This window comes from Microbacterium trichothecenolyticum, from assembly GCF_000956465.1.
GTDB classification, from domain to species: Bacteria; Actinomycetota; Actinomycetes; order Actinomycetales; family Microbacteriaceae; genus Microbacterium; species Microbacterium trichothecenolyticum.
In genome coordinates, this window is record NZ_JYJA01000034.1 from 156520 (window position 1) to 179284 (window position 22765).

Genomic DNA, 22765 nt, shown 5'->3' on the forward strand with positions numbered 1-22765 from the left:
TGCAGCTCAGTTCAGGATCGCGAGCGCCTGCTGCGTCGCGACGATCGACAGCCACGCCGCCAACCCGACCGACACCACGATCGCGATCCCCGACAGAAGTCTGCTCGTCCGGCGTTGCGTCGCGACGATCAGGCCGCCGATCGCGAGGAAGAACGCACCAGCCGCGAACGCCACGCTGACAAGACTGACCAGACCCGCGATCGACTCGTTCCAACCGCCGAGCCAGAACACCACCGCGAGGCCACCGAGCGCGGCCACCGCGATCAGCACGATCGACGCACGCGCCGGAACGTTCGCCGGCGCTGCCTCGGGCAGCGGCGGACGCATCTCCCCCACGTACGAACTCGACACCGGCTGGTACACGACGGGCATCGGCGGACGATCGTCGACCGGAGCCGGACGCCGGGGCGTGATCTGGTCGGGAAAGGTCTCGCCCTTTGCAGCCCCGACCTCGGGTTCCGGCACCGGCACCGGCGCATCGACGGATGCCTCGTCCCGCACCTCCGCGGGCTCAGCCAGCGAGGAAGGAGCCGGCCACACGGCGGCGGCCTGCGGCTCCTCGGCGACCGACGGCAGCGCAGCCGACCCGACGATCCCCGGCGCTTCGCCCACCGCAGTCGCCGAACCCGCAGCATCCGAACCCGCAGCATCCGAACCCGCGGCATCCGGACCCGCGGCATCCGAATCCGCCCGTCGCGCGCGCGACTGTGCACGACTCAGCGCCGCAGCCGCCGCATCCGCGGCACCCGCGACCTCGATCGCAGCCGTGGCGGCAGCATCCGTCGCCACCGGACGGTAGTCCTCCGTCCACGCAGCGCCGTCCCACCACCGCAGGCGGTCAGCACGCGAAGCGTCCTCATACCAACCGGGCGGCGGTCCCGCCTGAGACCCGTCCGACATGATGCTCCCCAGCAGAATGATCCTCGAGCGCAAACATACCGGAGCCGCGCGACCCGGACGACCGGATCAAACCCGAGTCTTATTTCAATCAAGACCGCTAAACTGAAACAGTGACCGCCGCTGATTCACTCTCCAAGGCCCCCCTTTGGTCCGCCCACACCACCGAGCTGCGGGACTGGCGGCAGTCCGTCCGTGGTGGCAGCCGGGACGATCGGATGCTGCGCTCCGTAGCCGTGTCGATCCCCCCGCGCATCGCGCACCTGACCTACACGCCGAGCCCCGACCTGACCGCCGACGCAGAGCGGGCACTCGTCGAGGTGGCGACGACCGACGTCGAGGCACGAGCGCAGTCGCGCGCGCTCGGGCGCTTCATGCTTCGCACCGAGTCGGTGGCGTCCTCAAAGATCGAGCGCATCTCGGCGAGCGCCGCCGACTACGCCCGCGCTCTCGCCGGAAGCCGGGCGAACAGCAGCGCCACCAGCATGGTGGCCGCATCCGCCGCGCTGCATCGCCTCGTCGACCGCGCCGGCGAGACGGGGAGCATCACCGTCGAGGATCTGCTTGCCGCCCATCGCACCCTCATGGCCGACGACTCCGCCGAGGCGCACTACGCCGGCCGGTTGCGCGACGTGCAGAACTGGATCGGCGGCAGCGACCACAGTCCGCGCAATGCCCTGTACGTGCCGCCGCCCCCCGATCTCGTGGCTCCGCTGCTCGACGATCTCATCGAGTGGGCAGCGCGCGACGACACTCCCGTCTTCGCGCAGGTGGCGATCGCGCACGCCCAGTTCGAGTCCATCCACCCGTTCACCGACGGCAACGGCCGCATCGGCCGCGCGCTCGTCAGCGCGATCCTGCGCCGGCGCGGGGTCACGAAGACCGCTGTCATGCCGCTCGCGAGCGGCCTGCTGGCAGTGAGAGACGACTACTTCGCCTCGCTCACGGCGTACCGCCAGGGTGAGCCCACCGCCATCATCGAGATCATGGTGCGCGCAGCCGTCGCGGCAGCTGTCGAGTCGCGAACGTCGATCGACGCACTGCGTGAGCTCCCCACCGAGTGGCGGTCGCTCGTCGACGCGGCCGACGGCTCCGCCACCGATCGACTCCTCACCGCACTCCTCGACGACCCCGTGATGTCGGGCGAAGACGCGATCGCGGCGATCGGGAGCACCCCGGCGACGGCATACGCGGCGCTCGACCGGCTCACTGCGGCTGGCGTGATCACCGAGATCACCGGGCGCAAGCGCGGCCGCGTGTGGGCGACGAACGATGTGATCGGCGAACTGGACGACCTCGACCGTCGCATCCAGCGCCGCATGTTCGAGACGCCTGCCTGACCGCCTGGCGATCTCAGCCGTCGAGCACCTCGAGTCGCACCGTCACCGGACCGCCGTCGGCCAGGCCTTCCGCATCGCGCACCGCCTTCTTCAGCGGCAGCACGTACGAGCCCGAGTCCGACGAGGGGAAGATCGACGTCGTCCACTCCGTCCCGCCGATCTGCGCACGCACACGCACCGAGCCGAAGCCGCGGTATGGGCGAGGGATCTCGCGGATCTCCTCGCTCAGCTCGGGCGGCACCGACGTGAAGAACCAGGCCGCATCATCTCGAGCGTCCCAACGGAAGACGTCGCCGTCGAACTCGATGATCACAGGTGCTCGCCCGGCGCACCGCCGTGGCGATCCACCAGGCGCTGCAGGCAGCTCGACCACCCGTCGACGTGGTTGTCGCGCTCCTCGGCGGTCGCGAAGCCGGAGTGCCTGACGATCACGCGGGTGGCAGCATCCGCCGCGGACTGAAGCTCGATCTCGACATCGGTGGTGTGCTCCTCCCCCGCCCACCGCCACCCGAGCCGCAGCGCACGCGGCGCCTCGAAGGTGAGCACCGTGCCCTCGACCGCCATGTCGACGGGCACCGACCGCACCTCCCAGCGGCCGAGCTCGCGCAGCTCGACGACCGCCGTCGTCTCGAACCGCGGCGGCCAGAACCACTCCGACAGACGACCCGCGACCGTGAATTCCCGCCATGCGACATCGACGGATGCTGCGACCAGCGCCTCTTCGGTGAGCTCATGCATGCTGACACCGTACGCCGAGCCTCCCCCATAGGATCGAGCGCATGCCCAACCCGCGACCCCGCGCTCCCCTCGCGACGCCGGAGCGCCCCGGACGCGATCTCTCCAAGCCGCTGCCCGCGGCGCTCAGCTGGATCACCCTGATCGCCTTCGCCGCAACTCTCGCGGGTGCTTGCTTCGTGTTCGAGCTCGCGTGGTGGGTGCCGGCGCTCTACGGTGCCGCGAGCATCGCCGCGTTCGCGGCCTACGGCATCGACAAGGCGGCCGCGCGCCGCCAGGCGAACCGCATCTCGGAACAGACGCTGCTCATCCTCGGCCTCGTCGGTGGCTGGCCGGGAGCGCTCGTCGCTCAGCAGCTCTTCCGCCACAAGACCCGCAAGCGGTCGTTCCGGCGCGCGTTCTGGGGCACGGTCGGGGTGAACGTCCTCGCGCTCGCGGCCTATGTGTACCTGACGGCCCCGGCTCTCGGCAGCTGACCCGTCAGCGACCGTACTCGGGGGCCCAGTCGTCGCCGTCGGGGGCCCACTCGCCCGACGCGGACGCCACCCGCGACGGCTCGGCCCGGCGCCACTTCGCACCCTCGGGCCAGCTCGCCGCGAACGTCGACGCGACCTTGAACACCCGCCGCGACAGCCCCGACAGAGTCTGCACCGGACGTGCCGACACGGGCATGCGCAGCTGGGGGTCGTAGCGGACGCCGTCGGACGAGCGCAGGCGGATCGTGAGGTCGAGGTCGTCGTGGATGCGTGCGTTCCCGCGGTCGACCTGATCGCGCACGCGCTCCCAGACGCGCGTGCGCATCGCGAAGTTCGAGCCGAACACGAGCGGGATGCCGAGCCACTTCTTGATCCAGTAGTGGCCGCCGCCGATGTACCAGCGCTCGCCGAGGTAGTTCTGCAGGGGCGTGCCGCCGTAGAACTCGGCGCCGCCGGTCAGCACGCCGAGCGTCGGATCTGCGACGAAGGCACGGACGAGTCGCGCGATCCAGTCGGGGTGCGGCCGCGAGTCCGCGTCGAGCCGAGCGATGATGTCGGCGTGCTCGACCGCCACGTCGTAGCCGCGGGACACGGCCGGCCAGATGCCGATGGACGGCTCATATGCCACGACGGTGTCGTACGCGTGGGCGACGGCGGCGGAGGCATCCGTGCTGGCATTGTCGACCACGATCACGACGTCGGGCTGATGCGTCTGCGCGGCGAGTGCGGCCAGGCACGCGTCGAGGTATCCCGCGTCGTTGCGACAGGGGATGACCACGGCGACGCGAGGGGCGAGGGGCACAAGCCACACGATACTCCCGGGCTGTCGGGAGGCGGCGATACCCTGCCGACATGAACGGACTGCGCTTCGTTCCAGCGAACGAGGCCTCGTGGGACGACCTGCAGGCCATCCTCACGGGCGCCGCGGGGCGGTGCCGATGCCAGCGTCAGCGCCTCGGCGATCACGACTGGTGGCGCATGCCCGAGTCGGAACGCGCCGCGATCCTGCGCGCCGAGACGAACTGCGACGACCCGCGCGCGACCGAGACGATCGGCATCGTCGCTTACGACGGCGACGAGCCCGTCGCGTGGTGCGCGGTCGACCGGCGAGGAGTCTACGGGCGGGTTCGCGGCTCCCCGGTGCCCTGGCAGGGCCGCGACGAAGACCCCGACGACGAGTCGGTCTGGGCGATCGCCTGCGTCGTCGTGCGCAAGGGCCACCGAGGTGAGGGGATCACCTACCCGCTCATCGCGGCCGCCGCCGAGCACGCGCGCGCACGCGGCGCAGCGGCGGTCGAGGGGTATCCGATGCTGACCGACGGCAAGAAGGTCGTCTGGGACGAACTCAGCGTCGGACCGGTCGGACCGTTCCTCGCCGCGGGGTTCCGAGAGGTCACGCATCCGACGAAGCGACGCCTCGTGATGCGCCTCGACTTCTGAAACGACTCAGCGAGCTCTCGTCGGAAACTGCCCCTTGAGACCGCTCCCACGGTTGGTTACAGTCCGGTAAGTAAGCGGCACCCCGCCGCGTCACCTCAACGGAGAGGACTCCCCATGCCCGCCCCCGTTTCACGCCTCACGGCACCGACCGCACGATCGGGCCGGCGTGCCCGCGCCGTGCGCATCGGCACCGTGGTGACCGGCACCGCCCTCGTCGCAGGCGCGCTGATGGCCACACCGGCCGTCGCAGCGCCGCCGCGCGCCGTCGACCCGTACAACCCGGACTTCGGCCCGAACGTCACGATCTACTCCCCCGACACTCCCGTCGACGAGATCCGGGCCGACCTCGACGCGCTGCACGCGCAGCAGGTCGACGCCGAGATGAGCACCAACCGCCAGGCCGTGTACTTCCTGCCCGGCCAGTACGGCTCGACCGCCGACCCGCTGCAGGTCAAGGTCGGCTACTACACCGAGATCGCGGGCCTCGGCGCCTCGCCCGAGGAAGTCACCGTCCACGGCGCCGTCGAGGTCTACAACCGCTGTCTCGCCGACGGCGGCACGGGCAACTGCCTCGCGCTCGTGAACTTCTGGCGCACGATCTCGAACCTGTCCATCGACATCCAGACACCCGATCGCGGGTGCCGCAGCGGTGCCGACTTCTGGGCCGTGTCACAGGCCGTCTCGATGCGGCGCCTCGACATCTCGGGCGGCAACCTCTCGCTCATGGACTACTGCACCGCCGGGCCGCAGTACGCCAGCGGCGGCTTCATCGCCGACTCGCGTCTGCCGTTCGTGATCAACGGCTCGCAGCAGCAGTGGCTGATCCGCAACAGTGAGGTCGCCGGCTGGTCGAACGCCGTCTGGAACCAGGTGTTCTCGGGAGTCGTCGGCGCGCCCGACGAGGCCGGCTTCCCGAACCCGCCGTACACGACGGTCGACCAGACGCCGGTCAGCCGCGAGAAGCCGTACCTCTACGTCGACGACGAGGGCCGCTACAACGTCCGGGTGCCTGCGGCACAGCGCGACACGAGCGGGATCAGCTGGGGCGCGGGTGAGACCGCGGGGCGCAGCATCCCGATCACCGATTTCTACATCGCGACCCCATCCGACTCGGTGAAGGACATCAACAACGCGCTCGCGCGCGGGCAGCACCTGATCCTCACGCCGGGCATCTACGACGTCGCCCAGTCGATCCAGGTCAAGCGCGCGAACACGGTCGTGCTCGGCCTCGGTCACGCGACGCTCACCGCGGTGAACGGCGCGGTGCCGCTCGAGGTGAAGGACGCCGACGGCATCGTCGTCGCGGGCGTCACCATCGACGCGGGCGCGCAGCTCTCGCCGGTGCTGCTGCGCGTCGGCAGCCCCAACGGGAACAAGAAGCTCGATGCGCAGAACCCGATCACGCTGAGCGACGTGTACTTCCGCGTCGGCGGCCCGCACGTGGGCAAGTCGACGACGGCGCTCGAGGTGAACGCCGACGACGTGCTGATCGACCACACATGGGTGTGGCGCGGCGACCACGGCGTCGAGGGCTTCGACCCGAACAACGGCGTCAACGGAGACACCCAGCGCTGGAACACCAACACGGGCGCGAACGGCGTCATCGTGAACGGTGACGACGTGACCGCGACGGGGCTGTTCGTCGAGCACTTCCAGAGGTACAACACGCTCTGGAACGGCGAGAACGGCCGGGTCATCCTGTACCAGAACGAGCTCCCCTACGACCCGCCCAGTCAGGCCGACTGGACGCAGCCGAACGGCACTCTCGGATACCCCGGCTACAAGGTGGCCGACCACGTCGAGAACCACCAGCTCGACGGCGCCGGCGTGTACGTGTTCAACCAGAACAACCCGTCGATCATCACGGCGAACGGGTTCGAGGTGCCTGAGGCGCCCGGCGTGAAGCTGCACCACATCATGACGGTGAACCTGTCGGCCGGCACGGTCCAGCACGTCGTGAACGGCGTCGGCGGCCAGGCCGACGCCACCAACACCGGCGCCCCGCAGTTCGTGGTGGACTACCTCACCCCGTAAAGACCCCCGGAAACGGATGCCTCGGCCCGGCGCGCTGCGCGGGGTCGAGGCATCCGTGATTCAGCGACGGAGGTTCACCAGTGCGGGTGGATCGCTGCGCGGAGGTCGCGGTCGTACACGTCGTGCACGACGCGGTCGAACGCGGCCAGGTCGAAGCCACCCTCGACGAGGGCGGCCGCCGCCGCGTTGGACTCCGCCTGCCGCACGTTGCGCGCGCCGGGGATGACGCTCGTGACGCCGGGGCGCGATGCGATCCACGCGAGGGTCGCGGCGGGCAGCGAGACACCGTCCGGCAGGGCAGCGGCGAGCTCGGCAGCTGCCGCGACGCCGGTCTCGAAGTCGACGCCCGAGAACGTCTCGCCGCGGTCGAACGCCTCGCCGTGGCGGTTGTAGGTGCGGTGGTCGTCGGCGGCGAAGGTCGTGGCCGCGGTGTACCTGCCCGACAGCAGGCCCGATGCGAGCGGCACGCGCGCGAAGATCGCGACCCCGGCGGCCTCGGCGGCGGGCAGCACCTCGTCGAGCGGCTTGAGGCGGAACGGGTTGAAGATGATCTGCACGTTCGTCACGTTCGGGCGGGCGATCGCCGCGAGCGCCTGCGCCGTCGTCTCGACCGAGACGCCGTACGCCGCGATCGCACCGTCGGCGACGAGCGCATCGAGGGCGTCGTACGTGGCGTCATCCTCGATCACCGCGGTCGGCGGGCAGTGCAGCTGCACCAGGTCGAGCGTGTCGACGCCGAGGTTCGCGCGCGAGCGGTCGGTCCACGTGCGGAAGTTCTCGGGCGTGTAGTTCTCCGGCTCCTGCGCGAGACGTCGGCCCATCTTCGTCGCGACCGTGATGCCGTGGCCGGGCCGCCCGCCGAGGAATCGGCCGATGATCGACTCGCTCCGCCCGTCGCCGTAGACATCCGCGGTGTCGAAGAGGGTGACGCCTTCGTCGACGGATGCTGCGAGCACCGCGGTCGCGTCGTCCTCGGTGACGGCACCCCAATCGGCGCCGAGCTGCCAGGTGCCGAGGCCGATCGCCGAGACCGAGCGTCCGGTGCGGCCGAGTGCGCGCTGTTGCATGAGGATCCTCCGAAGTGGGGTTGTGTGGCGGTCGAGCTTACGGATTGACGATGACGGGGGTTCCGAGCGGGAGTTCGGAGAGCTTGGTGATCGCATCGGGGTCGACGCGGAGGCATCCGTTCGAGATCGGTCCGGAGCGGTCGTCGTGGTAGTGGAATGCCGTGACCGCGACATCCGCTCCCCCGAAGCCGTCGAGGGTCGGCGACTGCACCGACAGATACACGATCGGGTGGCCGCGCGTGTACGCGTACTCGGGCACCACACGCGTCGTCATGATGAACGCGCGACCGAGGGGGGTCGGCGTGCGATCGGTGCCCCACGCGAAGTCCGACGCGATGCGCTCGGGCACGCCGGCGCGGACGATGTCGATCGTGCGACCGGAGATGCTCACGACGACGCTGGTGTCGGTCGGGGCGAGGTCGATGTCGGTCTTGCGCATCCACCCGGCGGTCTGGGCCGGGTTGCCCTGCGAGGGGACGGCCTGGCGCCCGGTGAGGAGGACCTTGACCCAGTTCTCCTGCTCCTCGACCACCGGGACGGAGGTGCCGTCATAGGGGTACTCGTGCGGAAGGTAGGCGACCGGCTCGGCGGTGGGATCGGCCCAGACGGGGGCGCCGATGCCTTTTGCGACGGCGTGCGTGGGCAGCGGGGCGGTGAACGCCGCATCGTCGACGGGCAGCGCCGGAATGATGGCGAAGACGCTGATCTGCGGGAGGGTCGACACGTCGTACGACGCGGTGTTCGCGGCGAACCCCGTGGGGGTCGGCGTGGGTGCGGGCGTGGCGGTGCGGGTCGGGGTCGCCGTCACGGTCGGAGTCGGTGCGGCCGATGCCTCCGTGGCGGGCGGACGGACGAGCCACGCCACGGTCAGGGCGCCGGCGAGGAGCGCCGCGGCGAGCGCCAGCACGACCCAGACGTTCGGTCGGCGCTTCGACGGCGCGATGCTGTCGGGTTCGACCGCTGCCGGGCCGTCGGTCTCGGCATCCCCCATTCCCCCATGGTCGGCCCGGATGACGGATGCCGCAACCTGACGCCGACACACGGATGCCTCGTCCCGCCCATTGCGCCGGGACGAGGCATCCGTGATCCGTCATGACCAGCCGTTGTCGAACCAGCTGTGCCACAGGGCGCCGTCGTTGCCGCGACCCACGATGTCGAGCCGGCGCGGACCCCACGACGAGATGTCGAGCGACGAGGTGAAGCCGCCGCCGAGGGTCTCCCAGCCGCTCCAGCCGTTCTCGAACCACTTGTGCCAGCAGGCGTTGTCGGTGCCGCGCACGACGACGTCGAGGCGTCCGGGGCCCCACGCGGCGACACCCGGAGACGACGTCAGCACACCGCCGAGCGACTCCCAGCCGCTCCAGCCGCCGTCGAACCACTTGTGCCAGAGCGCGTTGTCGGTGCCGCGCACGAACACGTCGAGGCGACCGGGACCCCACGACGCGACCGCGGGGTCGGAGGTGAGGCCTCCGCCGAGCGACTCCCAGCCGCTCCAGCCGCCGTCGAACCACTTGTGCCACAGCGCGTTGTCCGTGCCGCGCACGAACACGTCGACGCGTCCCGGACCCCACGAGGCGGCCGCCGGGCCCGAGCTCAGGCCACCGCCCAGCGACTCCCAGTCGTGCCAGCTGCCATCGAACCACTTGTGCCAGAGCGCGTTGTCCGTGCCGCGGGCGAAGATGTCGAGCCGGCGCGTTCCCCACGACGAGATCGCCGGGTCTGCGGTGATGATCCCGCCGAGCGACTCCCAGTTGTGCCAGCTGCCGTCGAACCACTTGTGCCAGACGGCGTTGTCGGTGCCCGCCGCGACCACGTCGAGCCGGCCCGGGCCCCACGAAGCCGCCGCCGGCCCGGTGTTCAGTCCACCGCCCAGAGACTCCCAGCCCACACCCGTCGGCGCCTGCGAGAGGCTCCCCGTCAGCCGGTACTTGACTCCGCTCGGCGTGTACGTGAGGTTGACCGGGGCCGGCGCGACCACCGGGATGGGCAGCCCCATCGAGGTGTCGACGGCCGCGAAGATGAGCGGCGTCATGCCGATGAGGTCGTCGGGATCGCCCCACGACCTCAGGAAGAGCCCGATCTTGCCGAGCGTGTCGGGCTCGATCGCGGCGCGGATCTTCGCGACGGCCGCGTCGATGTCGGGTTTCGGATCGGTGAGCGACAGCTTGCCGCCCTCGACGAGGCTCTTCAGCTGCGTGCGCACCGCATTCACGAGGTCGTTGATGAGGCCGCGGACCGCGGAGAACGGCGTCGCGTCCGATTCGAACACCAGCACGAGAGCGCCCAGCAGCTCGGGGAACTGCCCCGACTTCACCTGTTCCGCAGTCGGACGAGTGACGTCGTCGAAGCGCACGGCGCCCTGATTCGCGGGAACGGCCTTCGACTCCCCCGAATCGATCCCGTTCGCCCAGTCGTCGTTCAGCACCCCGCTCCAGAACACGCTCGTCGACCCCGGCGTGAGGAATTTCGACCGGAATCCGACCATCACGATGTACGGCTCGTCTCCGTCCGACCAGAAGTCGTCCTCGTCCGCATTGTCGACGAACAGCCGCTCCAGACGTATCGTCCATGACTCGGCCATAGCTGCCTCCGTTCACCGGGACCGCCCGGCGGGCGGATCTCCACCGGTGAGGAGCGGAACCGACTCGCGGGTGATACGGCGGCTAGCCTGATTCGCGTGGGTGAGCGCACGCGGACGGGGATCACGGATGCCGGCGCGCCACCCCGCATCCGGACGCTCGGCATCATCGGCGCCGGGCGGGTGGGGCAGGTGCTCGCCCGCCTCGCGATCGCCGCCGGTCACCGCGTGCTCGTGGCCGGGTCGGGCGACCCCGCACGGATCGCCGGCACGATCGAGGCTGTGGCTCCCGGCGCGGTCGCGGTCGAGGCATCCGTTGCCGCACGCGACGCGGACGCGATCGTGCTCGCCCTGCCGCTCCCCCAGCACCACACGCTGCCCGCCGAAGATCTGCGGGGAAAGCTCGCGATCGACGCGATGAACTACTGGTGGGAGGTCGACGGGCTGCGAGCCGACTTCGGCGACCTGCGCACCACGACGAGCGAGACGGTGCAGAGGTTCCTGCCCGAGACCCGGGTCGTGAAGGCGTTCAACCACATGGGCTACCGCGATCTCGACGAGGAGGCGCGGCCGGTCGGGTCCCCGGGTCGGAAGGCGATCGCGGTGGCGGGCGACGACGAGGCATCGGTCGCACTCGTGATGCGGCTCGTCGACGACCTGGGCTTCGACCCGGTGCTCGCGGGGCCCCTCGCTGCGGGCATCATGCTCGAGCCCGGCGCCGAGGCCTTCGGCGCCGACGTCGACGCCATCGAGCTCCGCGCGATGCTCGACCGCTTCCCGACCTCGCAGCGCGGAATCATGGTGGCCCGCGCCCGCGCCGCGGGCTGACCCCGGCTTCCTCCCTTCTCCCACAGGTCAACCGGGGTTCTACAGGAGAAGCGCGCGGCGTTGGTCCTGTAGAGGCCCGGTTGACCTGTTGAGGCGGGGTCAGCGGCCAGGAGCCTCGGCCGCACGCCGGACTCTGCGGATCCCGGCATCGACGGCGGTCGCGAGAATGATCGTCGCCACGTAGACCAGGAGGTCGCGGGCGTCGAACACCGTGCCGAGGACGAGCATCACGGGTGGGAAGGTCGCACCCCAGACGAGCGGGAGCCCTGTGAGCTGGAACAGCTCGACCGCCACGCACCACGCGGCGGCGATCCCGCCCGCGGCGAGCGGGGGAAGGCGCGGGGCGATCAGCACCACCGCCAGGTACGCCGCGACGGCGTAGAGGGCGTCCCCGGCGATGTCGGTCGCTGCCGTGTCGGGCAGCACGCCGTGCACCAGCAGCCCTGCGGCAACCGTCACGACGAGCAGCAGCGCGGCGACGAGCCGACGAGTGCGGGTCACGAGATCACGCCCGCGGCTCGAGCGGGCTCCGCGTACGCCTCGGCCAGCGTCGCCACCGTCATGTGGGCGTTCAGGCCGCTCGGATTGGGCACCACCCACAGTGCGGCGCCGCCGAGATCGTCGGGCTGCCGGCCTGCAGTCGCCCGCGGCTGCGCGAAGCCCTGCCGATAGGCGGTGAGCCCGAGGATCGCGACCACGGCGGGCCTCCAGCCGGCGACATCGCGGGCCAGCCGCTCGGCGCCCTCGCGGAGCTCTGTCCGCGAGAGCTCGTCCGCGCGCGCCGTGGCGCGCCGCACGATGCTCGAGATGCCGATGCCCGCGTCGAGCAGCATGCGGCGGTCGGCCCCGGCCATGCCGTCGTCGCCGATGCGCGGCATCCGTTCGATGATGCCGGCCGCGACGAGGGCCGGGTAGAAGCGATTGCCCGGGTAGGCGAACGGCACGCCGGTGGCGGCCGTCCACAGACCCGGGTTGATGCCCACGAACACCAGTTTCGGGTGCGAGGGCATGAGATCCGGGATGCTGCGCCCGCGGTACGTCTGCAGTTCGGCGCGCGTGAAACCCATGCGTTCAGTCTCACGCACCCGCGGGCGCAGCCCGGCAATGAGGCGTCAGGTGCGCGTCTGACCAGCCGGCTCGAGGGTGAAGTCGTTCGAGGCGGACCCGTCGGGGCGCGTGCTCTCCTGGAACACGAACTCCAGGCCGCGCTCGTCGAAGGCGCGGAACCAGTCGTCCCACGAGACCTCCTTGAGGTCTTCGAGGTCGTTGCCGAAGTCGAAGTCGAAGCGGAGTTCGCCGACGTCGCCGTCGTCGTCGGTGCCTTCGACGATGGCCGGGGTCGCGTGACGGTCCTCCGCCCACTGGCGGATCACGTCGTGGTCGGTCGTCGCACTGTGCTCGACGGGCTCCTGCGGGATCGACTCATCCCGCTCCGGCACGGCGTTCTGGCGGGCGTCGGCCGGGGTACCGACGCGGGGGTCGGCCGCCTCGCGCTCGCGCTGCTCGCGGCGCGTGGCCGCGATCGGCTCCTCGGCGCGCGCGTTCTGCCGCGGGGTGTCCATGTGCTCTGCGTGGTCGCTCATGAGCGTCCTCCTTCTGGGGTCCTCCCAGACTGCGGCGGGCAGAACGCCGTGTGGAGGGGCTTGTCACCGGGCACGGTGCGCGCTAGGACTCAGTTCCGCGCGGCGTCGATCTGCGCCGCCATCAGCGTGACGAGCTCGTACACGACATGGCTCGCGGCGATGCCGGTCAGCTGCGCGTGGTCGTACGCGGGCGACACCTCGACCACGTCCGCCCCCACGACGTCCAGGTCGCTCAGGGCACGCAGCATCCGGAGCAGTTCCCTGCTCGTCATGCCGCCCGCCTCCGGGGTTCCGGTGCCCGGGGCGTGGGCAGGGTCGAGCACATCGATGTCGATCGAGATGTACAGCGGCTTGTCGCCGACGCGGCGGCGAACGCGCTCGATCGCGGCCTCGATGCCGCGCTCCTCGATGTCGACGCTCGAGACGATCGAGAAGCCGAGACGCTCGTCGTCGTCGAGGTCCTGCTTCGAGTACAGCGGCCCGCGCGTGCCGACGTGGCAGCTCGCGGTGAGGTCGATGAGACCCTCCTCGCTCGCGCGGCGGAACGGCGTGCCGTGCGTGACGGGGGCGCCGAAGTAGGTGTCCCAGGTGTCGAGGTGCGCATCGAAGTGCAGCACGGCGACCGGCCCGTGCTTCTTGTTCACGGCGCGCAGCAGCGGGAGGGCGATGGTGTGGTCGCCGCCGACGGTGACGATGCGGTCGACGCGCTCGCCGAGGGCCGTGGCCGCGGTCTCGATGTCGGCGACGGCCTCGCCGATGTCGAACGGGTTCGCCGGGATGTCACCGGCATCGACGACCTGCGCGGCCGCGAACGGGGACACGTCCTGCGCGGGGTTGTACGGCCGCAGCAGCCGCGACGACTCGCGCACGTGCGACGGGCCGAAACGCGCTCCCGGGCGGTAGCTCACGCCGGTGTCGAACGGGATGCCGACGATCGCGAGATCGGCGCGCGGCACCTCCTCGATGCGCGGCAGCCGTGCGAACGTCGCGATGCCGGCGTAGCGCGGGTAGACAGATGCGTCGACGGGGCCGACGGGTTCGCGGTCGTCAGTCATGACTCGCCTCTCAGGGTCGAAGATTCGGTCGACGGATGCTGCGCCCCGGCGTTCTGCGGAATGTGGACGAGCTGAACGCCGCCGGCGGCGAGGGCTTCACCGAGCGCAGCGGCGATGTCGTCGGAGGTCTCGGCACGCCGGCCGGTCGCCCCGAACGCGTTGGCGAGGGCGACCCAGTCGGGCTGCACGAGATCCACGCCGACCGGGCGGATGCCGCGATCCACCTCGTTCTGCTTGATCTCGGCGTAGCCGCCGTTGTCGACGCATACGACGGTGAGGTCGAGGCGCTGCTCGACCGCCGTCACGAGCTCGTTGACGCAGAACATCAGCGCGCCGTCGCCGACAACGGCGACGACGGGGCGGCCGCCGACGGCGGGCTGGGCGATGCGGGCGCCGATCGCGGCGGGGAGCCCGTAGCCGAGCGTCGCGTAGGTCGGCGTGTACAGGAGCGAGTGCGGGCACGACTGGCGCAGCACGTTGGCGAGCGCCAGGTACACGATCTGCGACGAATCGCCGGAGACGATCGCGTCAGGCGGAAGGGCGGCCGCGAGAGTCTCGGCGAGCGCGACCGTCCCGGGGAGGATTCCGGCCGTCTCGGCGGCGATCGCGGCGCGTTCGGCCGTCACGTCACGGAGTGCGCGAGGCTCGTCGGCAAGCGCGGCGAGGAGGTCTTCGGCCACGGCGGTGCAGTCGCCCACGATGCCGACGGACGCGTCGAGGTTCTTGTGGAGCTGCGCGGCCGAGATGTCGACGCGGACCACCGCGCCGCGCGCGTCGAGTCGCGGCGCCCACAGCTCGGCCTCGCCGAGCTTCGAGCCGAGCACGAGCAGCACGTCCGCGTCCTCGGCGACCCGGCGCGCGGCCTCGAGGCGCAGGCTCGACCCCAGCGACAAGGGGTGGTGCTCATCCACGGTGGCCTTGCCGTTGAGGGTCGTGACGACCGGGGCGCCGAGCCGCTCGGCGAGCGCCGTGATCGCGCGGCCGGCGCGCGTGGCGCCGCCACCCGCGACGATCACCGGGCGCGCAGCATCCGTCAGCAGCTTCGCGGCGTCGCGCACCGCAGCCGCGTCACCGCGAACCGGCGCGGGAGCCGGACGAGCCTCGCGCGCCGCCGCCGGCACGTCGGCCGGCGCCTCGAGCACGTCCAGCGGGATCTCGATGTGCACCGGGCGTGGGCGCCCGGTGCGGAACAGCGCGAACGCATCGTGCACCGCGTCCACGGCATCCGCCGCCGTCGTCACGCGACGCGACCACTCCGCGATCGCGCCGACCATCGCCGTCGCATCCTTCGTCTCGTGCAGCGTGCCGACGTCGCGGAACTCGGCCCCGAGGGCCACGCCTGGCGAGATCACCAGCAGCGGCCGCGATTCGCAGAACGCGGTGCCGATCGCGCTCATCGCGTTCTGCAGACCCGGGCCCGACGTCGTGATGACGACGCCGGGCAGCCCCGTCTGCTGCGCCCAGCCATCGGCGCCATAGCCCGAGCCCTGCTCGTGGCGGTTGGTCACCGCGCGCATGCCGAGGCCTTCGAGCGGCCGGTACAACTCGAGGTTGTGCGTGCCCGGAATGCCGAACACCGCGGTGACCCCGTAGTTGCGCACGGTCTCGAGCACGGCGCGGCCGGTCGTGTCGGAGTACTGGTCCGCGATGTCGGTCATGGTGTCAGCGCCTCGACGCGCGCCATCGCGTACCGTCGTTCGCCCGCGACCCACGTCTCGAGCACCGGGATCCGCGAGATCTCGCTCGCGTCGACCGCAAGCGGGTCGGCGCCGAGCACCGCGAAGTCGGCGTACTTGCCGGCCTCGAGGGAGCCCAGGTCGTCTTCGCGGCCCAGCGAGACCGCGCCCTCATAGGTGTGGGCGCGCAGCGCCGCATCCGCCGACACCCGGAGGGAGTCGGGACCGAGCTTGTGCCCACGGCGCGTCACGCGCGTGACGGCGGTCTGGATCGCCTCGAGCGGGATGGGCTCGGCGACAGGCGCATCGGACGAGATCGTGAACGGCACCCCGGCCGCCTCGAACTCGCCGAGCGGGTTGAACCGCTCCCCCGGGGTGCCGATCGCCTGCTCGACCCCCTCGCCCCAGTTGAAGTAGTGCTGGGTTTGGTTGACGGGACGGATGCCGGCTGCCGCCATGCGCCGGATCTGCTCCGGGGTCGGCAGCCCGCAGTGCTCGATGCGGTGGCGGGAGTCGTCGTCGGGGTGCTCGGCGAGCGCCGCCTCGATCGCCGACACGACCATCTCGATCGCCGTCGGCGACTGGGCGTGCGTCGCGGTCTGGAGGCCTGCGGCGTGCGCCTTGCGGATGAGCTCGGCGTACTCGGCGGGCTCGTGGTAGAGCTGCCCGGTCCGGCACGGGTCGCCGACGTAGCCGTCGGGGAAGTACGCCGTCCAGCCGCCGAGCGTGCCGTCGGCGTACAGCTTGATGCCGGCGAAGCTCAGGTGGGCGTTGCCGAACTGGCCGACCAGCCCCATCTCGAGCGCCTCGTCGAGCAGGTGCGACAGCAGGTACATCGACACCCGCAGCTCCAGCCGGCCGGCCTCGGCGAGGCGCAGGTACATGTCGAACTCGCGGCGCGACACCTGCGCGTCGCCGATCGTCGTCACTCCCCCGGCGAGGAACCGCTGCGTCGCGACATCCAGCTGCCGCAGGTGCTCCTCCGGCTCGTCGGCGAGGTGGAAGTTCGGACCGTGGTGGCCGATCTTCACGCCGTGCACTCCGGTGAGCATGTTGCACGCGGCATCCGAGATCTCGCCGGTGAGCTCGCCGTCGGCGTCGCGGAAGATCTCGCCGCCCTCGGGGTTGGGGGTGTCGCGGTCGACGCCGTTGATCTCGAACGTGTAAGAGTTCACGACGCCGCCGTGCCCCGACGCGTTCATGAGGTAGACCTCGCGGTCGGTCGCGACCTCGTCGAGCTCGAAACGGGACGGATGCCGCTGCTCGGCGAGGTTGCGGTGCTCATAGCCGTACCCCCGCACCGGCCGCCCTGCCGGCAGCCCGGCGGCCGCGGCCTTCAGCAGCGCCACGATCTCAGGGATGCTGCCCGACTTCTCGGGACCGCAGTCCACCCAGGTCATGAGCTGGCCGTACATGAGCGGGTGGGCGTGGGCGTCGACGAAGCCCGGCACGACGACCGCGTCGCCGAGGTCGACGACCTCGGGGTCCAGGCGGAGGGCGGCCGCAGCATCCCGGCACTCCTGTGCCGTGCCGATCGCGACGACGCGTCCGCGGTCGGTGAGCATCGCGGTGGCGGTGCTGTCCTGCGCGTCGACGGTGTGGATGGCACCGGCGATCACCAGGCGCGGGGTCTGCTGCGCGGGGCGGTCGAAGGGGGCGAGCTTTCTCATGGTGTCCTCTGTTCGAGTTCGAGTGCGGACGGAGCCGTGCTCAGAGGGTGCGGGCAGCCGTGGTGTCGGTGCGCGGCGTGAACGAGTCCGTCACGGGCGCCTCGTCGGAGTGCTGCGGTGCGAGCCAGGTGCAGAGGCCGGCGAGCAGGGCCATTCCGATGAACATGAAGATGACCGACCAGACGCTGCCGGTCCACGCGATGAGCATGGTCGCGAACCAGGGCGAGAAGCCGGCCCAGATCGCCGCGCCGACGCCGTACGACAGCGCGATCGACGTGTAGCGCGCCTGCGGGCGGAACATCTGCGCGAGGATCGCGGCGATCGGTGCGTAGGTGGCGCTCATCGCGATGCGCACGAGGGAGGCCAGCAGGAAGATGACGGGCTCTACCTTGCCGGGCAGCACAAGCATGAACGGCACGAACGTGAGCACAGAGGTCACCAGGCCGATGTACATGATGTTCTTGCGGCCCCATTTGTCGCCGAGCCACGCGACCGGCAGCGTGACGACGAACTCGATGAACGAGGCGATCGTCATGGCGTCGAGGATGAGCTGCGGGCTCATGCTGATCGGCTCGCCGGTCGCGTACGAGGTCGCGAAGGTGGTGGCGAGGTAGTAGCCGCCGGTCGAGATCGGCAGCAGGCCGATGCCGAGCAGGATCGGCTTCCAGTTGACGCGCAGTGCGAACGCCAGGGGCATGGTCTGCTTGCGGCCCTCGACCTTCTGCTCGAAGACCGGCGACTCCTCGACGCGGTAGCGCACCCAGAAGCCGACGGCCACCAGCACGATCGAGAGCAGGAACGGGATGCGCCATCCGCCGTTCATGATGAAGTCGTCACCGAAGCGCGACATGATCGCGAAGATCCCCGAGGCCAGCAGCGCGCCGGCCGGGTTGCCCAGCTGCGTGAAGCCGCCGTAGAACGTCTTCTTGCCGGCCGGAGCGTGCTCGACGCTCATCAGCACGGCGCCGCCCCACTCGCCGCCGACAGCGAGGCCCTGCAGGGCGCGCAGCAGGATGAGGAGGATCGGGGCGACGATGCCGATCGCCTCGTACGTGGGCAGGCATCCGACGAGCACCGTCGAGACACCCATCAGCAGCAGCGTGATGACGAGCGAGACGCGACGCCCGAGCTTGTCGCCGATGTGGCCGAAGATGATGCCGCCCAGCGGGCGCACGAGGAACGCCACCGCGAACGTCGCGAAGGCGGCGGCGGTCTCGGCGAGCGGGTCGCCGCTCGGGAAGAAGAGGGGCCCGAACACGAGCGCGGCGGCGGTCGCGTAGACGTAGAAGTCGTACCACTCGATGGTGGTTCCCACGAACGCGGCGATGCCTGCGCGCCGCGCCCTGCTGGTGGTGGAAGTCATGACCGCTCCTTTGCGGATGTATCGGGGATGCGATGAGGCTAGAGACGAACGGATGCCGCTGGCAAGGGCAGAACTCCAGCGTCGGACGCGATCCACTGGGGTTCTGGCGGGCTCGGTGCACAGAATCACATGCGGCGTCCTGTTCCTATGGTTCTAGACTCGGATTCTGCGCATCAGGACGTGCGTTCTCCGGGAAATCGACGAATTCGAGGATCGCGATGGATTTCGACGCCGAACTCATCCGAGAGCTGCAGGTCGACGGCCGCGCGAGCATCCACACCCTGGCCGGTCGCCTCGGCCAGTCCCGCGCCGCCGTCTCGACCCGGCTCAACGCGATGCTCGCCGACGGCACCGTGCGCGTCGTCGCCGCCGTCGACCCGGTGTTCCTCGGTCAGCATGTGCTCGCCCACGTGTCCATCCGCACGCAGGGCGGTGTCGAGCCCGTGGCGCAGCACCTGCGCGGCCTCAGCGAGACCGTGCTCGTCTCGGCGGTCGGCGGTGCGTACGACCTCGTGACGGAGGTGCGACTCGGGTCGATGCCGGCGCTGCACGACCTGCTCGCCCAGATCCGGGCGCTGCCCGGCGTCGCCGACATCAACACCCTCATCTACACCGATGTGGTCAAGGGGTTCTTCGTGTCGGAGTACCACGGCGACGTCACCATCGACGCGATCGACACCGCACTCATCGAGCAGCTGCAGCGCGACGGCCGCAAGAGCTACCGGGCACTCGGTGAGGCCGTGCGCCTGTCCCCCTCGGCGGTGACGACGCGGGTACAGCGGCTCGTCGACGGCGGCGTCATCAAGATCAGCGCCGTCGAGGCACGCGGCCTCGTGCACCGTCAGCTGTCGATGGGCGTCGGCCTCAACCTCGCGGGCGCCGACGATCGCGTGACCGAGGCGCTGCGCACGTGGCGCGGCGTGGACTTCGCTGCGCGCACCCTCGGCCGCTTCGACGTGGTCACGACCCTCGTCGAGCCGTCGGCCGGCGCGCTGTACGCGAGCCTCGAACGGATCCGCGAGATCCCCGGCGTCTCGGGCGTCGAGGCGTGGTTCCACCTGGCGGTGCTCAAGGAGGACTACGCCCGCACCCTCCGACCCGCCGGCGGCGGCATCCCGCAGCCCCTCGGCTCGATCACCGGGTGAGCCGTGCGCCGGCGCGTGCACAGAATCGGAGAGTTTGCGCGACACGCCCGGCCGCAGCATCCATCTCCCGGCGCGCCGGCCAGGACCTCCGATTCTGTGCGGGCGATCAGAGCGGCGCGGCGAGCGCGGTGATCAGGGCGTCCTCGACCATCGTCCTCGGCATGCGAGGGACCTCGGTCGCCAGCGTGCCGAAAGTGGCCGGGTCCCAGTCGAGCTCGAGCGCCGCGTTGACCGCGAGGAGCACATCGGTGAACCGATCGACCGCGCCGAGCGGCAGCATCCCGCTGAGCAGTCGAGCGCCCCGCACCGCGCGCTGGGAGGTGCCGATGAGCTTGACTGCGCCGCGCGCATTGAGGCTGAACTCGCCGGGGCAGTACTCCCCCGGCACGTCGCCGACGCGGGCGTCCACGCCGAGCCCGCGCAGCGAGGCCGCGAGCGCGTCACCCACCTCGCGGAAGAACCGCGCCTGGTCGATCGAGCCTTCGGCCTCGCGCGCGACGACGTCGAACACGATGCAGCTCTCGTCGTAGGCGACCGCCCGCCCGCCGGTGGGGCGGATGGCCGGGGCGAAGCCCCGCTCGACCGCGGCGGCCCGGGCGACCTCGAATCCGGGCAGCCGGCTCTCGCGCCGGCTCATCGCGACCGTCGGCACCGGCGCGTACACCCGCACCACCCGGTGCGCGGCGATCGTGCCGTCGGCGACGGCTCGCAGAAGCTCGACCGACCGCTCGAGGTCGGTTGCGGCATCCGCCCGTTCCTCCTGCCGGATCACGAGAGCCGAGCCGTCACGCAGGGTCATGTGCCCACACTCTCACGCGAATGGCTACGCCCGGCGTTCACTCCGGGTCGTTGCCGGTGTCTCGGCCCAGGCGGAAGGGCGTCGTGACCCCGTTGTAGGCGACGTGGGTCATCAGGCCCTCAGCCGCGTGCGGGAGGTTGTGGCAGTGGTCCATCCAGACGCCGGGGTTGTCGGCCACGAACGCGACCTCGAACGACTCGCCGTGCACGACATCGAGGGAGTCCACCCACCACGGGCTGCCCGACGACGGTACGCCGTCACGTGAGAGGACGAGGAGGTGGTGGCCGTGCAGGTGCATCGGATGCCCCTCGCCGCTGCTGTTCGAGATCGTCATGACGACGACATCGCCTTCGTCGACCATGTACATCGGCACCGCGGCCCCCATGCCGCCGTTGATCGTCCACCAGTAGCCCGGCCGGCCATCCAGGAAGCCGGGAAGGCGGCCGATGTCGTAGGCGAACCGGCGATCCGGCGCTTCGGGGTCGAGGGCGACGTCTGCCGGTTCCCCGTAGGACAGCAGGTCGAGATGCTCCCTCGGCGCTGACGTCTCGTCGGCATCGACGCCATCGGGGCCGATGGTGACCGAGGCCCCCGGCACCTGGACGCGGACTGCCCCGCTCTCGGGAACCCGTACCTCGAGGTCGGCGCGACCGCCGGCGGTGATCTGCACGCTCTGGTCGGCGAGCGAGGTGGGGCCGACGAGGTCGTGACCGTCGACGGCGAGGACTCGGAAGGGCGAACCGGTCACCCAGGCGCTCGTCGGCGTCGAGTCCGTGTTGATGAGTCGCACCCGGACGATGTCGCCCGGGGCGGACTCGCGGTGGGAGTCGCCGAGAGCGCCACCGATCGTGCGCTGACCCCCGGGATAGGTGTGGATCGCTGCGACCACGTCGACGGCAGGAGGGTTCACGTCCGCGGCGGCGGCAGCATCCGTCTCCGGAGCGGGATCGAGGATCAGCGCACCGAAGAGGCCGCCGACGACCTGCGGATGCGACGCCTGGTGCGCGTGGTACCAGAACGTGCCGACCTGCTCGGCGACGAAGCGGTAGGTGAAGCTCTGCCCCGGCATGACGGCGTCCTGCGTGACACCGGCGACGCCGTCCATCGCGTTGGGGACGTCGACCCCGTGCCAGTGCGCGGTGACGCCGGCGGGCACGTCCTCGTTGCGCAGCACGACCTCGACGAGCTGGCCCTCCGTCGCGCGGATCGTCGGGCCCGGCGTGGTGCCGTTGAGGGTGAAGCCGTCGAACGGCTCTCCTCCGGCGATGCTCACGCGCTCGGCCCGCGCGGTCAGTTCGACGTGAACGTCGGCGGGCCGGTCGGGGTCGGCGGTCAGCTCGGGCACGCTGATCCCGTCGGCGCTCGCCGGCACGGCCGCGCCGGCGCCGGCGGCGGCCGCGGCGCTGTGGCCGTGCGCCACGGCGTGGGCTTCGGAGCCGGCGCCGCCCCCGAAATCCGGCACGCCCATGTCGAGCGCCGAGTACGAGCCGGGCAGCACGCTGGCCCACCACATCCAGCCGACGAGCCCGACCGCGACCAGACCCAGCACGGCGCCGAGCCGGCGGGCGAACCACGCCCACCGGCTCTTCGCCGATGCGGTTCTAGGCGGAAGCACTGGCGGCAGTGGGCGCGGCGACCGCGTCGGCCCGTGCCGAGACGCGGCGCTTCGAGGCGTTGAGTCCGGCCAGGAGCGCGGTCGTGAACAGCAGCAGCGCGTTGACGCCGTGCAGGAACCCGAGCAGCGGGATCCCGTGGCCGAAGAGGCCGAGCGTCACCTGCAGGATGACCAGGCCGAACACGCCTGCCGCGAACGCGACCCCACGCCGGATCTTCGCGAAGAAGGACACGATCAGCAGGATCAGCGCGAGCGCCGGGATGACGAACATGCCGTTCATGCCGTGGATCATGAAGCCCATCACCTCGGGGAAAGGCGGCGGGCCCTCCTGCGCGGACGCGTCGACGACGCCGCCTTCGGCGATGTACAGCCCCAGGCCGGCCGACGCCCAGGCGTGCGAGGCGGCTTGCAGCGCGACGAGCGCGCAGATGGCGAATGACAGGATGCGGTAGGTGATGCGCATG

The 22765-nt window shown here is 70.9% G+C and carries 23 protein-coding genes; 6 read left to right on the forward strand and 17 right to left on the reverse strand.

Annotated elements, in window-relative coordinates:
* Window positions 1-6: 6 nt before the first annotated feature.
* Entirely contained in the window at window positions 7-900 is an 894-nt protein-coding gene (locus tag RS82_RS20695) for a DUF2510 domain-containing protein (protein ID WP_052676778.1), read from the reverse strand.
* Window positions 901-1010: 110 nt separating this feature from the next.
* Here RS82_RS20695 and RS82_RS10345 point away from each other — a divergent pair, with 110 nt between their 5' ends.
* A complete protein-coding gene (locus tag RS82_RS10345; protein WP_045299048.1) occupies window positions 1011-2237 on the forward strand; it encodes a Fic family protein in 1227 nt (408 codons plus the stop codon).
* 13 nt (window positions 2238-2250) lie between these two features.
* On the opposite strand, the gene RS82_RS10350 is transcribed toward RS82_RS10345, so the two are convergent.
* Entirely contained in the window at window positions 2251-2550 is a 300-nt protein-coding gene (locus RS82_RS10350) for a DUF1905 domain-containing protein (RefSeq protein WP_045299050.1), read from the reverse strand.
* Window positions 2547-2975, reverse strand: coding sequence for an SRPBCC family protein (locus tag RS82_RS10355; RefSeq protein ID WP_045299052.1), 429 nt, complete (start codon window positions 2973-2975; stop codon window positions 2547-2549). The genes RS82_RS10350 and RS82_RS10355 overlap by 4 nt, the downstream gene beginning before the upstream one ends.
* A 41-nt stretch (window positions 2976-3016) precedes the next feature.
* Between RS82_RS10355 and RS82_RS10360 the strand changes: the two genes are divergently transcribed.
* Window positions 3017-3448: a DUF1294 domain-containing protein gene (locus tag RS82_RS10360; protein ID WP_084695563.1), complete on the forward strand. Its 432-nt coding sequence runs from the start codon at window positions 3017-3019 to the stop codon at window positions 3446-3448.
* A 4-nt stretch (window positions 3449-3452) separates the two neighbouring features.
* Here the strand turns inward: RS82_RS10360 and RS82_RS10365 are convergent, their stop codons facing one another.
* Window positions 3453-4250 carry a glycosyltransferase family 2 protein gene (locus tag RS82_RS10365; RefSeq protein WP_045299208.1) on the reverse strand — a complete coding sequence of 266 codons (798 nt, stop codon included), beginning with the start codon at window positions 4248-4250 and terminating at the stop codon, window positions 3453-3455.
* Window positions 4251-4300: 50 nt separating this feature from the next.
* Between RS82_RS10365 and RS82_RS10370 the strand changes: the two genes are divergently transcribed.
* A complete protein-coding gene (locus RS82_RS10370; protein ID WP_045299054.1) occupies window positions 4301-4888 on the forward strand; it encodes a GNAT family N-acetyltransferase in 588 nt (195 codons plus the stop codon).
* Window positions 4889-5002: 114 nt separating this feature from the next.
* Window positions 5003-6922 (forward strand): glycosyl hydrolase family 28-related protein, encoded by a 1920-nt coding sequence (locus RS82_RS10375; RefSeq protein ID WP_045299056.1) that lies wholly within the window; start codon window positions 5003-5005, stop codon window positions 6920-6922.
* A 74-nt stretch (window positions 6923-6996) separates the two neighbouring features.
* Here the strand turns inward: RS82_RS10375 and RS82_RS10380 are convergent, their stop codons facing one another.
* The 3 genes from RS82_RS10380 to RS82_RS21655 all read right to left on the reverse strand — a co-directional run bounded on the left by RS82_RS10380 (window position 6997) and on the right by RS82_RS21655 (window position 10570).
* Entirely contained in the window at window positions 6997-7989 is a 993-nt protein-coding gene (locus RS82_RS10380) for an aldo/keto reductase (protein WP_045299065.1), read from the reverse strand.
* A gap of 37 nt (window positions 7990-8026) precedes the next feature.
* Window positions 8027-8980 carry a L,D-transpeptidase gene (locus RS82_RS10385; RefSeq protein WP_245619578.1) on the reverse strand — a complete coding sequence of 318 codons (954 nt, stop codon included), beginning with the start codon at window positions 8978-8980 and terminating at the stop codon, window positions 8027-8029.
* A gap of 99 nt (window positions 8981-9079) precedes the next feature.
* Complete coding sequence (locus RS82_RS21655; protein WP_211255904.1) at window positions 9080-10570, reverse strand: PLL family lectin; 1491 nt, start codon at window positions 10568-10570, stop codon at window positions 9080-9082.
* A 96-nt stretch (window positions 10571-10666) separates the two neighbouring features.
* On the opposite strand from RS82_RS21655, the gene RS82_RS10395 reads away from it, so the two are divergent.
* Entirely contained in the window at window positions 10667-11395 is a 729-nt protein-coding gene (locus RS82_RS10395) for an NADPH-dependent F420 reductase (RefSeq protein WP_211255905.1), read from the forward strand.
* A 99-nt stretch (window positions 11396-11494) separates the two neighbouring features.
* On the opposite strand, the gene RS82_RS10400 is transcribed toward RS82_RS10395, so the two are convergent.
* The 7 genes from RS82_RS10400 to RS82_RS10430 form a co-directional block, all read right to left on the reverse strand.
* A complete protein-coding gene (locus tag RS82_RS10400) occupies window positions 11495-11896 on the reverse strand; it encodes a DUF2809 domain-containing protein (RefSeq protein ID WP_045299068.1) in 402 nt (133 codons plus the stop codon).
* The gene (locus tag RS82_RS10405; protein WP_045299071.1) at window positions 11893-12462 is read right to left on the reverse strand and encodes a mismatch-specific DNA-glycosylase; all 570 of its coding nucleotides are present in this window, start codon (window positions 12460-12462) and stop codon (window positions 11893-11895) included. The genes RS82_RS10400 and RS82_RS10405 overlap by 4 nt, the downstream gene beginning before the upstream one ends.
* A gap of 45 nt (window positions 12463-12507) precedes the next feature.
* Window positions 12508-12978, reverse strand: coding sequence for a hypothetical protein (locus RS82_RS21660; RefSeq protein WP_211255906.1), 471 nt, complete (start codon window positions 12976-12978; stop codon window positions 12508-12510).
* Between the two features lie 89 nt (window positions 12979-13067).
* Window positions 13068-14033 carry an agmatinase gene (speB, locus tag RS82_RS10415; protein WP_045299074.1) on the reverse strand — a complete coding sequence of 322 codons (966 nt, stop codon included), beginning with the start codon at window positions 14031-14033 and terminating at the stop codon, window positions 13068-13070.
* A complete protein-coding gene (locus RS82_RS10420) occupies window positions 14030-15691 on the reverse strand; it encodes a thiamine pyrophosphate-binding protein (RefSeq protein WP_045299076.1) in 1662 nt (553 codons plus the stop codon). Before RS82_RS10420 ends, speB begins: the two co-directional genes overlap by 4 nt.
* Complete coding sequence (locus RS82_RS10425; protein WP_045299078.1) at window positions 15688-17379, reverse strand: amidohydrolase; 1692 nt, start codon at window positions 17377-17379, stop codon at window positions 15688-15690. The genes RS82_RS10420 and RS82_RS10425 overlap by 4 nt, the downstream gene beginning before the upstream one ends.
* 40 nt (window positions 17380-17419) lie before the next feature.
* Window positions 17420-18742 carry an MFS transporter gene (locus tag RS82_RS10430; RefSeq protein ID WP_045299080.1) on the reverse strand — a complete coding sequence of 441 codons (1323 nt, stop codon included), beginning with the start codon at window positions 18740-18742 and terminating at the stop codon, window positions 17420-17422.
* Window positions 18743-18960: 218 nt separating this feature from the next.
* Between RS82_RS10430 and RS82_RS10435 the strand changes: the two genes are divergently transcribed.
* Entirely contained in the window at window positions 18961-19887 is a 927-nt protein-coding gene (locus tag RS82_RS10435; RefSeq protein ID WP_045299083.1) for an Lrp/AsnC family transcriptional regulator, read from the forward strand.
* 106 nt (window positions 19888-19993) lie between these two features.
* Here the strand turns inward: RS82_RS10435 and RS82_RS10440 are convergent, their stop codons facing one another.
* Genes RS82_RS10440 through RS82_RS10450 form a run of 3 tightly spaced genes read right to left on the reverse strand, consistent with a single transcriptional unit; the run spans window position 19994 to window position 22764 of the window.
* Complete coding sequence (locus RS82_RS10440) at window positions 19994-20686, reverse strand: lipoate--protein ligase family protein (protein WP_045299085.1); 693 nt, start codon at window positions 20684-20686, stop codon at window positions 19994-19996.
* Between the two features lie 37 nt (window positions 20687-20723).
* Window positions 20724-22301 carry a multicopper oxidase family protein gene (locus tag RS82_RS10445; protein WP_245619579.1) on the reverse strand — a complete coding sequence of 526 codons (1578 nt, stop codon included), beginning with the start codon at window positions 22299-22301 and terminating at the stop codon, window positions 20724-20726.
* Window positions 22288-22764: a hypothetical protein gene (locus tag RS82_RS10450; RefSeq protein WP_045299089.1), complete on the reverse strand. Its 477-nt coding sequence runs from the start codon at window positions 22762-22764 to the stop codon at window positions 22288-22290. The genes RS82_RS10445 and RS82_RS10450 overlap by 14 nt, the downstream gene beginning before the upstream one ends.
* Window position 22765 lies beyond the last annotated feature (1 nt).

Coding starts and splice junctions, on each gene's coding strand:
- RS82_RS10440 (WP_045299085.1), bottom strand. CDS start 20,686: ATGACCCTGCGTGACGGCTCGGCTCTCGTGATCCGGCAGGAGGAACGG.
- RS82_RS10405 (WP_045299071.1), bottom strand. CDS start 12,462: ATGGGTTTCACGCGCGCCGAACTGCAGACGTACCGCGGGCGCAGCATC.
- RS82_RS10380 (WP_045299065.1), bottom strand. CDS start 7,989: ATGCAACAGCGCGCACTCGGCCGCACCGGACGCTCGGTCTCGGCGATC.
- RS82_RS20695 (WP_052676778.1), bottom strand. CDS start 900: ATGTCGGACGGGTCTCAGGCGGGACCGCCGCCCGGTTGGTATGAGGAC.
- RS82_RS21660 (WP_211255906.1), bottom strand. CDS start 12,978: ATGAGCGACCACGCAGAGCACATGGACACCCCGCGGCAGAACGCGCGC.
- speB (WP_045299074.1), bottom strand. CDS start 14,033: ATGACTGACGACCGCGAACCCGTCGGCCCCGTCGACGCATCTGTCTAC.
- RS82_RS10360 (WP_084695563.1), top strand. CDS start 3,017: ATGCCCAACCCGCGACCCCGCGCTCCCCTCGCGACGCCGGAGCGCCCC.
- RS82_RS21655 (WP_211255904.1), bottom strand. CDS start 10,570: ATGGCCGAGTCATGGACGATACGTCTGGAGCGGCTGTTCGTCGACAAT.
- RS82_RS10430 (WP_045299080.1), bottom strand. CDS start 18,742: ATGACTTCCACCACCAGCAGGGCGCGGCGCGCAGGCATCGCCGCGTTC.
- RS82_RS10420 (WP_045299076.1), bottom strand. CDS start 15,691: ATGACCGACATCGCGGACCAGTACTCCGACACGACCGGCCGCGCCGTG.
- RS82_RS10375 (WP_045299056.1), top strand. CDS start 5,003: ATGCCCGCCCCCGTTTCACGCCTCACGGCACCGACCGCACGATCGGGC.
- RS82_RS10435 (WP_045299083.1), top strand. CDS start 18,961: ATGGATTTCGACGCCGAACTCATCCGAGAGCTGCAGGTCGACGGCCGC.
- RS82_RS10425 (WP_045299078.1), bottom strand. CDS start 17,379: ATGAGAAAGCTCGCCCCCTTCGACCGCCCCGCGCAGCAGACCCCGCGC.
- RS82_RS10385 (WP_245619578.1), bottom strand. CDS start 8,980: ATGGGGGATGCCGAGACCGACGGCCCGGCAGCGGTCGAACCCGACAGC.
- RS82_RS10370 (WP_045299054.1), top strand. CDS start 4,301: ATGAACGGACTGCGCTTCGTTCCAGCGAACGAGGCCTCGTGGGACGAC.
- RS82_RS10355 (WP_045299052.1), bottom strand. CDS start 2,975: ATGCATGAGCTCACCGAAGAGGCGCTGGTCGCAGCATCCGTCGATGTC.
- RS82_RS10450 (WP_045299089.1), bottom strand. CDS start 22,764: ATGCGCATCACCTACCGCATCCTGTCATTCGCCATCTGCGCGCTCGTC.